The organism is Streptomyces sp. NPDC101194 (assembly GCF_044767885.1).
Taxonomy (GTDB): domain Bacteria; phylum Actinomycetota; class Actinomycetes; order Streptomycetales; family Streptomycetaceae; genus Streptomyces.
This window is the reverse complement of sequence record NZ_JBIWOS010000020.1, coordinates 12934-27057: the sequence shown is the minus strand read 5'-3', so window position 1 is coordinate 27057 and position 14124 is coordinate 12934. Positions and strand designations below refer to the sequence as shown.

The window sequence follows — 14124 nt, the reverse complement described above, 5'->3', positions numbered from 1 at the left end:
GCACAAGGGTGCTCGACCACACCAGGAGGCAAAGTGAACGGCGATCGGGACGAGATCCGCGGGGGCTGGAACAAGCCCGTCGACGAGTCGTCCGACGCGGAGCCCGCCGAGATGACGGGTGAGTTCACCATCGACTACACCCCGCCCGCCTGGTACACGCAGAACGCGCCGGGGGACTCGTCGGGCGGTGTCGGAACACACCTGGCGCCGCCTCCGCCGCCCAACGGGGCACCGTTGTCCGTGCCCCCGCCGCCGGCCGGAGGCGGCTTCGACCCCGACTGGGCTCCGGCACCACCCGCGCCGGCTCCGGTCCGGTCCGCGGCGGAGGACTCCGCGCCCAGCCAGGCCCCGGCTCCTGCCGAGGGGACCGCGGCGGCGGCTCCCGACGGGATGACGGACCCGTTCGGGGGCGGCGATGTGGAGAGCGGCGCGACCATGCGCTTCTCCCCGGCCGCGCTGAAGCGCGAGATCGCGGAGCGCGAGGAGGCGTCGACGAACGCGGACACGGACGGCTCGGGTTCGGACGCGGGTACGGGCTCCGTGGGCGTCGGTGCCGGAGCCCACGATGCCGAGGGGACGGGCGCGAGCGGAGCGTCCGTTTCCGAGTCCGTTTCCGACTCCGCACCGGTGACGGACGCGAGCGCCGATGAGCCGGACGCCGCCGTCGTGGATTCCGGTGCCGACGCCGCGGCGACCGCCGGGACCGCGGCCGATGGCGCGGGCGACGCCACCACCGACGGGCCCGAGGGCTCCGCGCCCTCCGACGCCGTCACGGACGCCGTGCCGCAGGACGCCCCGCCCCCCGTCGCACCGCGGGACGCCCCGGCTCCCGCCGCGCCGACCCCCTGGGCCCCGGGTCCGCCGCAGGCCGGTCTGCCGCCGCTGCCGCCCGCTTTCCAGCCCGCCGCGCCGCAGCCCGTCGCGCCCCAGCCGGCGCAGCAGTGGCCCGCCTCCGGCCCTGCAGGCCAGGGGCAGCCCGGCGGCTACGGATTCCCCAACGCAGCAACGCCTCAGGCACCACAGCCGCCGCAGGGCGGCTACGGGTTCCCTCAACAGCCCGCACCCCCGGCGCCACAGCCGCCGCAGGGCGGCTACGGGTTCCCCCAGCAGCCCGCACCCCCGGCGCAACAGACACCGCCACAGGGCGGCTACGGGTTCCCCCAGCAGCCTCAGACGGCGCTGCCCCCTCAGGCCCCGCAGATGCCCCAGCAGTCGCAGCCGTCCCAGGGTTCTCGGGCACCCCAGTGGCCCGCGCAGCAGGGCGCTCCCCTGCCCCCGCAGGCCCCCCAGCAGCCGGCCCAGGGCGCGCCGCCCAATCTGCCCGCACAGGTCGCCCCGCAGGCGCCCGCGCAGCAGCCCGGCCCCCCTGCGCCGCAGCAACAGCAGCAGGCCCCCGCGCAGGGACAGCCCGTCGACCCGCGTACCGGAGCAGCCTGGCCGACGCCGGTCACCCACGACCAGCGCGAGCGGTCCGTGCCCGGCGCCCCGCTCGGCTACACGGCGGCGGTGGAGCTCTCCTCCGACCGGCTCGTCCGGGGCAAGCAGAAGGCGAAGAGCAGCCGTACGCCGTCCGGCGCGGCCCGCTTCAAGCTGGGCGGCAAGAAGGAGGAGGCCGAGCGGCAGCGCAAGCTCGACCTGATCCGTACGCCCGTGCTGTCCTGCTACCGGATCGCGGTCATCAGTCTCAAGGGCGGCGTCGGCAAGACCACGACGACCACCGCGCTCGGCGCGACCCTGGCCACCGAGCGCCAGGACAAGATCCTCGCCATCGACGCCAACCCGGACGCGGGCACGCTCGGCCGCCGGGTGCGCCGGGAGACCGGGGCCACCATCCGTGACCTGGTCCAGGCGATCCCGTACCTCAACTCGTACATGGACATCCGCCGCTTCACCTCCCAGGCGCCCTCCGGTCTGGAGATCATCGCCAACGACGTGGACCCGGCGGTCTCCACGACGTTCAACGACGAGGACTACCGGCGCGCCATCGATGTGCTGGGCAAGCAGTACCCGATCATCCTCACCGACTCGGGCACCGGTCTGCTCTACAGCGCGATGCGTGGAGTGCTGGACCTCGCCGACCAGTTGATCATCATCTCGACGCCTTCGGTCGACGGCGCGTCCAGCGCGTCCACCACGCTGGACTGGCTGTCGGCGCACGGGTACGCGGAACTCGTGCAGCGTTCCATCACCGTGATCTCCGGCGTCCGGGAGACCGGCAAGATGATCAAGGTCGATGACATCGTGCAGCACTTCGAGACACGCTGCCGCGGCGTGGTCGTCGTACCGTTCGACGAGCATCTGGCGGCGGGCGCCGAGGTCGACCTCGACATGATGCGCCCCAAGACCCGCGAGGCGTACTTCAACCTGTCCGCCATGGTGGCCGAGGACTTCGCACGCGCCCAGCAGCAACAGGGACTGTGGACGTCGAACGGTTCCAACCCGCCCCCGCAGTACGCCCCGCCGATGCCCGGCCAGCAACAGCAGTACGCGCCTCAGCAGCAGCCCTACCCGCCGCAGCAGCCGTACGGCGGCCCGCAGCCCCAGCAGCCCTATCCGCCGCACCCCGGCCCCGGAGTGCAACAGAACGGCTGGCAGCAGTCGTTGCCCTCCCAGGCGCAGTCCGCGGCGAGCCCGGCCGGCCCGCCGCAGCCGCAGCCGCAGCCGCACCAGCAGCCCGGACAGCCGGGCCAGCCGATCCCGCCCGAGCCGCAGGGTCCCCTCCCGCCCGCCGGTTGGCAGCAGCAGCCGCCGCCAGCGCCTCAGCAGTAAGGCAACAGAGGTCTGAACCAATGAGGGCCCGCACCGTCTCCACGGTGCGGGCCCTCTGTGCATTCCCGCAGACCACACGCCGTTTCGATGACCGTTGACGCGGCTCGACCCCCGCTGATAAACCTTCGCTTCACCAGCTGGCGAACCACAGATCAACCCGCCTTCTCCGTGCGAGTCATGACGCGAGGTCCCTGACCATGGTCGAAAGAGTTCCACCACCCTCCGCCCAGCCACGCTCACGCCTGCGTGTCCTGCTGGCTTCCGGCGCCGCCGCCCTGGCGCTCGCAGCCGGGTCCGTCGTGCCGGGTGTGCCCCTCGGTGCCGCGCCGCAGCAGGCCCAGGCCGCCGACAGTGGCACATCGACGCTGACCGTCGCCGTCGCACAGAGCGTCGACTCCCTGAGCCCGTTCCTCGCTCAGAAGCTGATGAGCACGAGCGTCAGTCGGCTCATGTACGACTTCCTGACGAACTACGACCCCAAGGACAACCACGCGGTCCCCGCCCTCGCCACCAAGTGGGAACCGTCCGCGGACAAGTTGACCTGGACGTACACCATCCGGTCCGACTCCAAGTGGTCGGACGGCCAGCAGGCCACCGCCGAGGACGCGGCGTGGACGTTCAACAAGATGATGACCGACGAGGGCGCCGCGCAGGCCAACGGCAACTTCGTCGCGAACTTCAAGAAGGTGACGGCTCCGAGCCCGACACAGCTGGTCATCGAGCTCAAGGAGCCGCAGGCCACCATGGCCGCGCTGGACGTGCCGATAGTCCCGAAGCACGTCTGGGAGAAGGTCGGTGACTTCTCCAAGTTCAACAACGACACGAAGTTCCCGATCGTCGGCAACGGGCCGTTCATCCTGACCGACTACAAGGTCGACCAGTATGTGAAGCTCAAGGCCAACAAGGACTTCTGGCGCGGTAAGCCGAAGTTCGACGAGCTGGTCTTCAAGACGTACAAGGACCAGGACGCCGCGGTCGCCGCGCTGCGCAAGGGCGAGGTCTCCTTCGTCGCCGGCTCCCCGGCCCTGACGCCCGCCCAGGCCGCGTCCCTCAAGGGCGAGAAGGACATCAAGGTCAACGAGGGTCCGGGCCGCCGCTTCTTCGCTCTGGCCGTCAATCCCGGCGCGCAGACCAAGGACGGCAAGAAGTTCGGCAACGGCAACAAGGCCCTTCTCGACCAGAAGGTGCGCCAGGCCCTCTTCCTGTCCATCGACCGCAAGACCATCATCGACAAGGTCTTCCAGGGCCACGCCGTCGAGGGCCAGGGCTACATCCCGCCGCGCTTCTCCACGTACTTCTGGCAGCCCTCCGCCGACCAGAGCCTCGCGTACGACCCGGCCGAGGCCGCCAAGCTCCTCGACGAGGCGGGCTACCCGCTCAAGGGCGACCAGCGCGTCGGCAAGGACGGCAAGCCGCTCGACCTGCGCATCCTCTGCCACGCCACGGACCCGAACGACAAGGCGATCGGCAAGTACCTCCAGGAGTGGTGGGGCAAGCTCGGGATCGGCCTCAAGGTCGATTGCCGCGACGACGTCTCCGTGCCCTGGTACGCGGGCGAGTACGACCTCGCCTTCGACGGCTGGTCCGTCAACCCGGACCCGGACTTCGTCCTCGGCATCCACACCTGCGCCGCGCTGCCCGTCAAGGCCAAGGACAGCGCCACCACCGACAACTTCATCTGCGACAAGACGTACGACGAGCTCTACAAGAAGCAACTCGCCGAGTACGACCCGGCCAAGCGCGCGGACATCGTCAAGCAGATGCAGTCGTGGATGTACGACTCGGGGTACATGAACATCATCGCGTATCCGAACGCGGTCGAGGCCTACCGCACCGACCAGATCAAGTCGATCAAGACCATGCCCGAGGCGGCAGGCAACATCTACGGCCAGGACGGGTACTGGAGCTGGTGGTCGGCCGTTCCGGCGGGCAGCAGCGGTTCGGACAGCTCCGGCGGGTCCGGCTCCACCGGAGTCGTCGTCGGCATCATCGTGGCGGTCGTGGTACTCGCCGGTGGCGGGTTGTTCATCGCGAAGCGCCGTCGTACCACCGCGGACGACCGCGAGTAATCACACGGAAGGGTTGAGAGAGGCCGGCCGGGGCGGCGCGGAAGCCGCCCCGCCGGTTCCTCCACGTGCAGCACGAGTAACGAGAGTTCCCCATGACAGCTGAAAGCACTCCGGCGCTCGTGCAGGTCGCGGACGCGGACACCGAAGGTCCGGCTCAGGCCGGGCCGTCGGCCACCCGCGGCCCACGGGCGCGCAACACCAAGGCCTACCTCCAGTACGTGGCGGCCAAGATCGTGGGAGCGGCCGTCTCCCTGTTCGCGGTCCTGGTCACCAGCTTCTTCCTCTTCCGACTCATTCCCAGCGACCCGGTGAAGCAGATGACGGGCGGCCGTCCCGTCTCCGCCGAACAGCTCCAGTCGCTGCGTCATCAGTTCGGCCTCGACCAGCCGATGTGGCGGCAGTTCACCAGCTACGTCGGCGACGCCCTCACGGGCGACTTCGGCACTTCGTTCCAGTTCCACGCGCCCGTCATCGACAAGATCACCGAGGCACTCCCCGCGACCCTGCTCCTCACCGGCACGTCGTACGTCCTGTACACCGCGCTCGGCATCTGGCTCGGCACCCGTTCCGCGTGGCGCAACGGCTCCGTCAGCGACCGGTTCCACACCGCGTTCGCGCTCACGCTGTACTCGGTGCCGGCGTTCTGGCTGGGCCTGCTCCTGATCATCGTCTTCGCGGTGGGCATCGGACCGATCCCCGGGATGTTCCCGACCGGTGGAATGCAATCGGGCGGCGAGAGCGGATTCGCGTACATCATCGATGTGGCGCATCACCTGGTCCTCCCGGTGGTCACGCTGGTCGCGGTCGGGTACGCGCAGACGCTGCTGGTGATGCGTTCCTCGCTGCTCGACGAGATGGGCAGCGACTATCTGACGACGGCCCGCGCGAAGGGGCTGCGGGACGATGTCGTACGCCGCAAGCACGCCGTGCCGAACGCGATGCTGCCGACGTTCACGCTGATGTTCGTGAACCTCGGCCATGTGGTCGCCGGGCAGATCCTGGTCGAGACGGTGTTCTCCTGGCCGGGCCTCGGCGGTCTCTTCTACCAGGCGCTGAGTGTGCCCGATCTCCCCCTTGTGCAAGGGCTGTTCTTCACCTTCGCCACCGCGGTGATCCTGGCGAACACCCTTGCCGACGTACTGTATCCGCTGCTCGATCCCCGGGTGGGCCGATGACGACCGAATCCGTGCCCACGCCGACGAAGGCCGAACCGGCCGGGAATCCGCGCGCGCTCGCCCGCGCCCGCAAGCGGCAGTCCGCCGCCCGGTTCTGGCGGGAGTACCGCACACACAGGGGCGGACTGTGGGGTCTGGGCGCGCTCATCCTGATCGCCCTGATCGCCGTCTTCGCGCCGCAGCTCGTCGGCGCCGATTCGCAGAGCGTCACCGGCGCCCCCGGTGGCGCGCTGGAGTCGCCGAGCGGCGAATTCCCGCTCGGCACCGACCAGTTCGGACGCAGCGTGCTGGCCCTGCTGGTGTGGGGCACCCGTGTCTCATTGACGGTGGGCCTGCTCGCGGCGTTCCTGTGCGTCGCCATCGGCACGGTCGTCGGCATCGTCGCGGGACACTTCCACGGCTGGTACTCGACGGTCCTGATGCGGATCACCGACTGGTTCCTGGTGATGCCGACCCTGGTCCTCGCGATCGCCCTCGCCACCGTGATGGACCGTTCGATGTGGACGGTCATCATCGCGATCGGCGTGACGACCTGGCCGACGACGGCCCGGCTGGTCCGTGCCCAGACCCTTGCCGTGGAGTCCCGCCCGTACATCGAGCGCGCCCGTGCCCTGGGCGGCGGCCACGGGCACATCATGATCCGGCACGTCCTGCCGAACGTGATGCCGCTGGTGCTCGCGCAGACCACGCTGGTGATCTCCAGCGCGATCCTCACGGAGGCCACCCTGGCCTTCCTCGGCCTCAGCGACCCGACCATCACCTCCTGGGGCGGCATGCTCCAGGACGCCCGCGAGGCGGGTGCGGTGAGCGCGGGCGACTGGTGGTACCTGGCGCCTCCCGGCATCGCCATCGCCCTGGTGGCCCTGGCGTTCACGCTGTGCGGCCGCGCCATCGAGTCCGTCCTCAATCCCAAGCTGGGGGTGACCCGTTGAGTACGACGAGCATCCACAAGCCGCCGCTTCTCGACGTACGGGACCTCACGGTGACGTACGCCGGTGGGGCACAGGCGGTCCGCGGCGTGAACCTCACCGTCGACGCGGGGCAGAAGCTCGGCATCGCAGGTGAGTCGGGCTGCGGGAAGTCGACGCTGGCGCTCGCCCTGCTGCGGCTGCTGCCCGCCGGGACGAAGGTCTCCGGCGAGATTCTGCTGAACGGCGAGGACGTCCTCACCATGAAGTGGGGCCAGGTCAGGGCGGTGCGCTGGGCGGGGGCGTCGATCGTGTTCCAGGGCGCGATGCACTCGCTGAACGCGGTGCACCGCATCGGGGACCAGATCGCCGAGCCGATCCTGCTGCACCGTAAGGCGACGCAGGCGGGGGCGGCGAAGAAGGTCGGCGAGCTCCTGGAACAGGTGGGGCTGCCGGCCGCCCGTGCGAGCGCCTATCCGCACGAGCTCTCCGGCGGGCAGCGGCAGCGCGTGATGATCGCGATGGCGCTCGCCTGCGATCCCGGGCTGATCATCGCGGACGAGCCGACCACGGCTCTCGATGTGATGATCCAGGCCCAGATCCTGCGGCTGATCGAGCAGTTGGTGGCCGAGCAGGACCTCGGCCTGATCATGATCAGCCATGACCTCGCGGTGCTCTCGGACACCTGTGACCGGCTCGCGGTGATGTACGCGGGCCGGGTCGTGGAGGAGGGCCCGGCGGCCGAGGTCTACGAGAACGCGCACCACCCGTACGGCAAGGCCCTGTCCGGCGCGTTTCCGCGCATCGGCGACCCCGCCTCCCGGTTCGCGCCCCGCGGGCTGCCCGGTGACCCGCCGGACCCGTCGGCGCTGCCCGGCGGCTGCACGTTCCATCCGCGCTGCCCGGTGGCCCTGGAGTCCTGCACGACGCAGGACCAGGAGCTGCGCGAGGCGGGGCCGGAGCGGCGGGCCGCCTGTGTGCTGGTGGAGGCGGGGGCGACGGCCGCGTCCCCGGCCCGGCCGGATGCCGAGGAAGCAAGGAGCACATCATGACCACCACCACTCCCCTGCTCAGCGCGGAGGATCTGAAGGTCACCTTCCCCGGCCGGCGCGGAGCCGCCCCGGCGCGGGCCGTGGACAGCGTCGATCTGGACATCCGGCCCGGCGAGATCGTCGCGCTGGTCGGCGAGTCGGGCTGCGGCAAGACGACGCTGGCGCGCTCGCTGCTGGGTCTGGTCCCGCCGACGTCCGGGCGGGTGACCTTCGGCGGGCAGCCGCTCGACTATGCGAGCCGTGCGCTGAAGGCGTACCGCAAGCGGGTCCAGCTGGTGCTCCAGGACCCCAGCGGTTCGCTCAATCCGCGGCACACGGTGTACGACGCCGTCGCGGAGGGCCTGCGGATCCACGGCTACGCGGGCGACGAACGGGCCGCGGTCGCCGAGGCGCTGTCGCGGGCGGGGCTGCGCCCTCCGGAGCGGTTCTTCCTGCGTTATCCGCACGAGCTGTCGGGCGGCCAGCGCCAGCGGGTCGTGATCGCGGGCGCGCTCGTGCTGGAGCCCGAACTCATCGTGGCCGACGAGCCGGTGGCCTCGCTGGACGCTTCGGTGCGCGGCGAGATCCTGGCCCTGCTGCTGCGGTTGCGGGACGAGCTGGGCCTGTCCGCACTGGTGGTCACGCACGACCTCGGCCTGGCGTGGAACATCGCCGACCGGGTCGCGGTGATGTACCTCGGGCGGATCGTGGAGACGGGCGAGGTGGAGCAGATCCTCACCTCTCCGCAGCACCCGTACACCCAGGCGTTGCTGTCGGTGCTGCCGGAGTCGGGGGACGATCCGGTGATTCTGACCGGCGAACCGCCGGACCCGTCGAAGGTGCCGTCCGGGTGCCGGTTCCACGTGCGCTGCCAGGTACTGGCCTCGGGCGAGGCGGAGCGGGCGGGTGTCGCGGACGCGTGCCGTACGAAGGATCTGCCGGTGCTCGCGGGCGGCGGGCAGACCCAGGTGGCGTGCCACTGGGCGACCGCGGCGGCGAAGGCGCGGGCGTAGCGCGCCGCCGGGGCACGCGAGCCCGGCCTGACCGAACGAGAGGCGGCCCTGGGGGCCTTCCGTTCGGATCGGGCCGGATCAGCGGGCGGGTCCGGTGCCGTGATCGCATGGTGCGCCGTGGAGACCACGGCGCACCCCCGGAGGAGCTGAACCGCCGATGTCACGCGACCGGGCCGGGACCGTCGAGGACGGTCCCGGCCCGGTCGCGTGCGGCGCAGGGGTCAGCCGCGCTCGTACGCGGCCACCAGCTCGCTGCACCGCTTCACATCGGCGGCCATCGCCACGAGCAGTTCGTCGATCGAGTCGAACTTCAGCATCCCGCGTACGTACGCGAGGAAGTCCACCGAGACGTGGAGCCCGTACAGGTCCAGGCCGACGCGGTCGATCGCGTACGCCTCCACCGTCCGCTCCGTGCCGTCGAACTGCGGGTTCGTGCCGACCGAGATCGCGGCGGGCATCGCCTCGCCGTCCACGTTGAGCCAGCCCGCGTAGACGCCGTCGGCGGGGATGGCGGTGTGCGGCAGGGTCTCCACGTTGGCCGTGGGGAAGCCCATGTCACGGCCGCGCTGCGCGCCGCGGACCACGATGCCCTCGACCCGGTGCGGCCGGCCCAGGATCTCGGCGGCGCCCGCGACGTCGCCCTCGGCGACCAGTCGCCGGGTGAGCGTGGAGGAGAACGGCTCACCGCCGCCCGCCTCACCGCTCACATACAGGTCGATGACCTCGACGCGGTAGTCGTAGGTCTCACCGAATTCGGTGAGCAGCCGCACGTTCCCGGCCGCCTTGTGGCCGAAGCGGAAGTTGGGGCCCTCGATGACCAGCTGGGCGTGCAGCTTGTCGACGAGCACCTTCACGATGAAGTCGGCCGGTGCCAGCTTCGAGAACTCCGTGGTGAACGGGAGGATCAGCACCGCGTCCACCCCCAGCTCCGCCATCAGCTCGGCGCGCCGGTGGTGCGGGGCGAGCAGCGGCGGGTGGCTGCCGGGCCGCACGACCTCGCTGGGATGCGGGTCGAAGGTCACCACGACCGAGGGCACGCCCAGCTCGCGGGCGCGCTCCACGGCCCGCCCGATGATCAGCTGGTGCCCGCGGTGCACCCCGTCATAGGAGCCGATGGTGACGACGCTGCGTCCCCAGTCCTGGGGGATGTCCTCCAAGCCACGCCAGCGCTGCACTGTGACCGCTCCTCGCCCGAACCCGTGTACGTGAGATTGCCTGTTACGCAGGTCTAAGACTGCCATGCTCACGCCCCGCGGCCCGCATCGGCATCGTCTTCGGGCTCGCCAGGGCCTCCATCGTCCGCCGTGCGCTGGGGCCGACGAGCGCCGCCCACTCCTGCGGGGCGTCGGCCAGCCACCCGGTCACCAGGGCGGCGAATCCGGGCTCCTCACGAGCCAGTTCGACCAGTCGGCCGTCGAAGCGGACCGCACCCTCGGGCGTGCGGACCAGGAGCATCCCGGTGCGGTGGACCAGCGCGCGGGTACGCGCCGGCGCGCGGGCGCCGGAGCCGGCCGCGGCGGCCCGCAGCAGCGCGTCGAGCACGGCCGGATCGCGTGCGGCCTCCTGCTCGAAGTCCAGCAGGACCTCCAGCAGCTCGCCCCTGAGCTGTCCGGAGGCGGGGCTGCCCGGCGCGGCGAGCACCCCGGCGAGCGCGCCGCGCACGGGCGGTGGCACCGGCCGGTCCCGCAGCAGCCCGGTCACCAGGGGCAGCAGCAGGGCGCGGGCGGCGGGTCCGTGCTCCAGCCTCCGGTCGATGTACGAGGCGGCGTGCACGGCGTCGTCCGGGTGGCTGTCGATGTACGCCCGCACGAGCCCGGCGGCGTGCAGGGCCAGCTCGGGCGCGTCGATCCCGGCGAGCGCGCACAGCGCCTCGCCCGCCCCGTCGCCGGGCCGGGTCAGCCGCTCCCGGAACGCGGCGAGCACCGGCTCCGGGTGGGAGGACAGCGCGACGGCCAGCGCCTCGGCGGACAGCCGCGGCTCGCCCGCGACGAAGGCCCGCAGAGCCTGCGGGAGGTGGCGGCCCCGGCTCCGTGGATCCTGTACGAGGAGCGTGAGCGCGGCCCCGTGCAGGGGGGCGTCGGCCGGGCGGGCCAGCAGGGCGAGGGCGGCCCCGCGCAGCAGTTCGCGGTCGGCGTCGCCCGTCGCGTGCACGGCGGTGGGCAGGGCGTACGAGGCGGCGGCGGCCCGGCGGCCGGGCCTTTCCTCGTCGCGCGCCCAGCGGTCCACGGCGCGGCACAGCGCGGCGGGCTCGTCCTCTGCCAGCGCGGCGAGCAGTTCCTCGGCACGGGGGTGGGCGGTAGAGACGAGTGCCTCGGTCAGGTCGTCGACGGCCAGATCCCGACGGGCGTAGAGCAGCGCCTGGGCGGCCGCGGCCACGGTCGGGCGCATCGCGCCCTCCTCCCCCTCCTCGGCGGGCAGCGGGCGCTCGTCGGTGAACCAGCCGCAGAGCAGCGGCTGCACGGCCCGGGGCCGGGCGGCGAGCCGCCGCGCGACGGCGTCCAGGAAGCGTTCGCCGCCGTCGCCGTCGGGATGCGGGTCACAGCCGTGGTCCCCGTCACCGCGGGAGGCTCCCCGGTGCGGGCCGTCGGCGGGGACCAGGCGCCGGAACAGATCGAGCCGGTCCGCCTCGGGCAGCCTCAGACGCTGCCAGAACCACGGACCGAACTCCGCGTAGGGCCTCGTGTCCGCCGGCCCTCCCGCGGCGGCGCCTCCCACGACGCGGTCGGCCAGCAGCCGCAGCACCCCGAGCTGGGTCCGGGCGTCGGGCACCCGGAGCAGGGTCTCCGAGAGCAGGTGGGCCGACCACCAGCGGGCGTCGTTGCGGGCCTCGGCGGGCGATCCCGGCCCCGGCGCCGACCGGTCGAGGGCCTCGATGAGGCCGGCCAGCCGGTGCGCCAGCGCGACGGGCCCCTGCCTGCGGCCCAGGAGCAGCAGGGCCTGGATGACCGGGCCGGACCGATGGCGCGGCACGGGCAGGGTGCGCGGCACGGTCGCCGGTGCGGCTGCCCCGGCGGCTCCCGGCACGGGGACGCGGCTGAGCGCCGCTCGCGGCCCGTTCGGCCCCCGAGGCACCGCCACGACGTCCTGCGCGGGCCCCCGGCCGCGCCCGGTACGCGGGCTCCGCGGCTGCGGGACACGGGCCTCCACCGCCCCTGCCGCGTTCTCTCTCCCCCGCCTGCGGTGGACCAGCGCGTCCAGCGCCGCGTCCAGGTCCAGGTGGGCGCCCTGCACCCGGTCCCCCAGCTCCTCGTGCGCGAAGCGGTAGCCCGCTCCCGCCGGCACGAACAGGCCCTCGGCGAGGACCGCCGACGCCCAGCCGGTGCGCCGGGGGAACACCTCCTCGAACGCGACCCGGTCCAGCTCCCCCTGTCCGGGGCCCAGACAGCGCCGCGCCGCCTCGTGGACCTGCCCGGCCACCCGCGCGGCGAGCCGCCGGACCGCGGTGCCCTTGGGCATCGGGCCCGACAGCGCCGCGATGCGGACCGCGATCCGCAGGCACATCAGATCCAGGTGGGCGCCGAAGACGTCCTCCGCGTCGGGCCGCCCGGGAACGTCCCCGGGCAGCGCCTCGCGGACCTCCGCGAGCAGGCGCAGGGTGAGCGGGTGCCGGTCGTGGCCGGGGGCGAGCGCACCGGAGGGAATGGCGTACCGGTCCCGGGCCTGTTCGGCCTGGCGCGCGGTGAGCTCGCCGAGCCGGACCGCGGACGGCAGCCGTCCGGCCGGCCCGGCGGGACGGTGCAGCGCACCGGCCGGGCAGAGCGCGCCGGCCGTCTCCCAGTGCTCGGGCGTGCAGGCCATCACGAGCCGCGCCCCGTTCCCCCGCAGCCAGTCGACGGTGCCCGCGGTCCACCGGGCCGCCCTCTGGGCCAGTACGGGCGGCATCTCCTCGGGGCCGTCCAGCAGGACGAGCAGCGGGTTCCCGGACTCCGCGGCCAGCCGGGCCACCCCCTCGGCGGTGACGGCCGTCATGTCCCCCCTCGTCCCGGCGGCGGTGACGATCCGGCAGGACCGCCGGAGCGCTCGGGCGATCGCGTCGGCGACCGAGGAGTCGTCGGCCAGCAGATCGGCACCGCGGAGCCGGAGCGTGGGCGCGGGCACGGAGCCGCGGGCCCGGCGAGCGGCGAGTGCGGCCAGTTCGGTGGTACGGCCGGTGCCGGGCGCTCCGACGAGACCGAGGACCACGGCGGGACCGGGCAGCGCGGACGAGGGGCCGCCCGGCATCGAGAAGGCCGCCAACTCCGCGATCACGTCCAGGCGTTCGACCGGGTCGGGACAGGCGGCCGGACCGCCCGCCGAGCCGAGCGACGTCGCGGTGAGGTGCAGGGCGCCCGCGAGATTCAGATCGCGTCCGTATCCGGGAACGCTCCTTGCGTTGCGCCACAGCAACGCGCCCAGCGGGCCGTCGGCGTCCGCGCTCCCGAGCGGCACCGCGAAACCTGCGGCGGGATGCCCGGCGCGCAGCGCGGTGCCCAGCACGGCGAGGACCGCGCCGCTGTCCGGGTCGAGGACGGGCCCGCCCACGGCGGCGCCGCCGAGCCGCAGGGCGTCCGAACCTTCCGTGCCCAGCGCCAGTTCCAGCGCGGCACCGATCCGATGGGCGCGGCCGTTCGCGGTGTACGTCACCGGGGCGGTGCCGAGCACCCGCGCCTCGCGCCAGCCGTGGGCGGCGACCGTCACATACGTGCCGGCGTCGATACGGTCCCGTGACGCGATCGGGGCCGGCTCCACGCCGAGCGCGAAGGGTCCCCCGGTACGCAGCAGGGCCAGGTCCCGTTCGGGCAGCGCGGTGACATCGGCGGCCCCGACGGGGCAGCTGCGGCCGTCCGCCCCGTACAGGACGAGCCGCGTGAGCCCGTCGACCGCTTCATGACTGGTCACCACCGTGCCCCGGTCGTCCGCGACGAACCCGGTCCCCCGTGGCCGACCGGTCCGATCGCAGATACGTACCAGCGCTGCCCGGTCCCCGCTTCCCATGGTCCGACGTTAGGGCGGTGATCACCGGCACGTGTACCACTGGGAGTAAAAGCGCCCCTGAATGCACCCCCGATTCACTCCGAGCGCCTGCTCATCGGGGTGAATCCCTGGCGTCGAGTGGACAGAAACCGTTGGGGGATCGTGGAGCGGGCGCGGGGGCTCCGCCCGCTCCACGATGAGGCTCT

At 72.7% G+C, this 14124-nt stretch carries 8 protein-coding genes; 6 read left to right on the top strand and 2 right to left on the bottom strand.

What is annotated here, in order from left to right:
- Positions 1-33 precede the first annotated feature (33 nt).
- From ACIRP2_RS38600 to ACIRP2_RS38575, 6 genes are all read left to right on the top strand, one after another.
- The gene (locus ACIRP2_RS38600; RefSeq protein ID WP_404258443.1) at positions 34-2769 is read left to right on the top strand and encodes an SCO5717 family growth-regulating ATPase; all 2736 of its coding nucleotides are present in this window, start codon (positions 34-36) and stop codon (positions 2767-2769) included.
- Positions 2770-2966: 197 nt separating this feature from the next.
- The gene (locus ACIRP2_RS38595) at positions 2967-4838 is read left to right on the top strand and encodes an ABC transporter substrate-binding protein (RefSeq protein WP_404258442.1); all 1872 of its coding nucleotides are present in this window, start codon (positions 2967-2969) and stop codon (positions 4836-4838) included.
- Between the two features lie 92 nt (positions 4839-4930).
- Positions 4931-6013, top strand: coding sequence for an ABC transporter permease (locus ACIRP2_RS38590; protein WP_404258441.1), 1083 nt, complete (start codon positions 4931-4933; stop codon positions 6011-6013).
- A complete protein-coding gene (locus tag ACIRP2_RS38585; protein WP_404258440.1) occupies positions 6010-6945 on the top strand; it encodes an ABC transporter permease in 936 nt (311 codons plus the stop codon). The genes ACIRP2_RS38590 and ACIRP2_RS38585 overlap by 4 nt, the downstream gene beginning before the upstream one ends.
- Entirely contained in the window at positions 6942-7973 is a 1032-nt protein-coding gene (locus tag ACIRP2_RS38580) for an ABC transporter ATP-binding protein (RefSeq protein WP_404258439.1), read from the top strand. The genes ACIRP2_RS38585 and ACIRP2_RS38580 overlap by 4 nt, the downstream gene beginning before the upstream one ends.
- On the top strand, positions 7970-8965 hold the full coding sequence (locus tag ACIRP2_RS38575) for an oligopeptide/dipeptide ABC transporter ATP-binding protein (RefSeq protein ID WP_404258438.1): 996 nt from the start codon (positions 7970-7972) through the stop codon (positions 8963-8965). The genes ACIRP2_RS38580 and ACIRP2_RS38575 overlap by 4 nt, the downstream gene beginning before the upstream one ends.
- A 221-nt stretch (positions 8966-9186) precedes the next feature.
- Here the strand turns inward: ACIRP2_RS38575 and ACIRP2_RS38570 are convergent, their stop codons facing one another.
- A complete protein-coding gene (locus tag ACIRP2_RS38570) occupies positions 9187-10140 on the bottom strand; it encodes a bifunctional riboflavin kinase/FAD synthetase (RefSeq protein WP_351086220.1) in 954 nt (317 codons plus the stop codon).
- A gap of 43 nt (positions 10141-10183) precedes the next feature.
- Positions 10184-13939: a trypsin-like peptidase domain-containing protein gene (locus ACIRP2_RS38565; RefSeq protein WP_404258437.1), complete on the bottom strand. Its 3756-nt coding sequence runs from the start codon at positions 13937-13939 to the stop codon at positions 10184-10186.
- Positions 13940-14124: the final 185 nt, after the last annotated feature.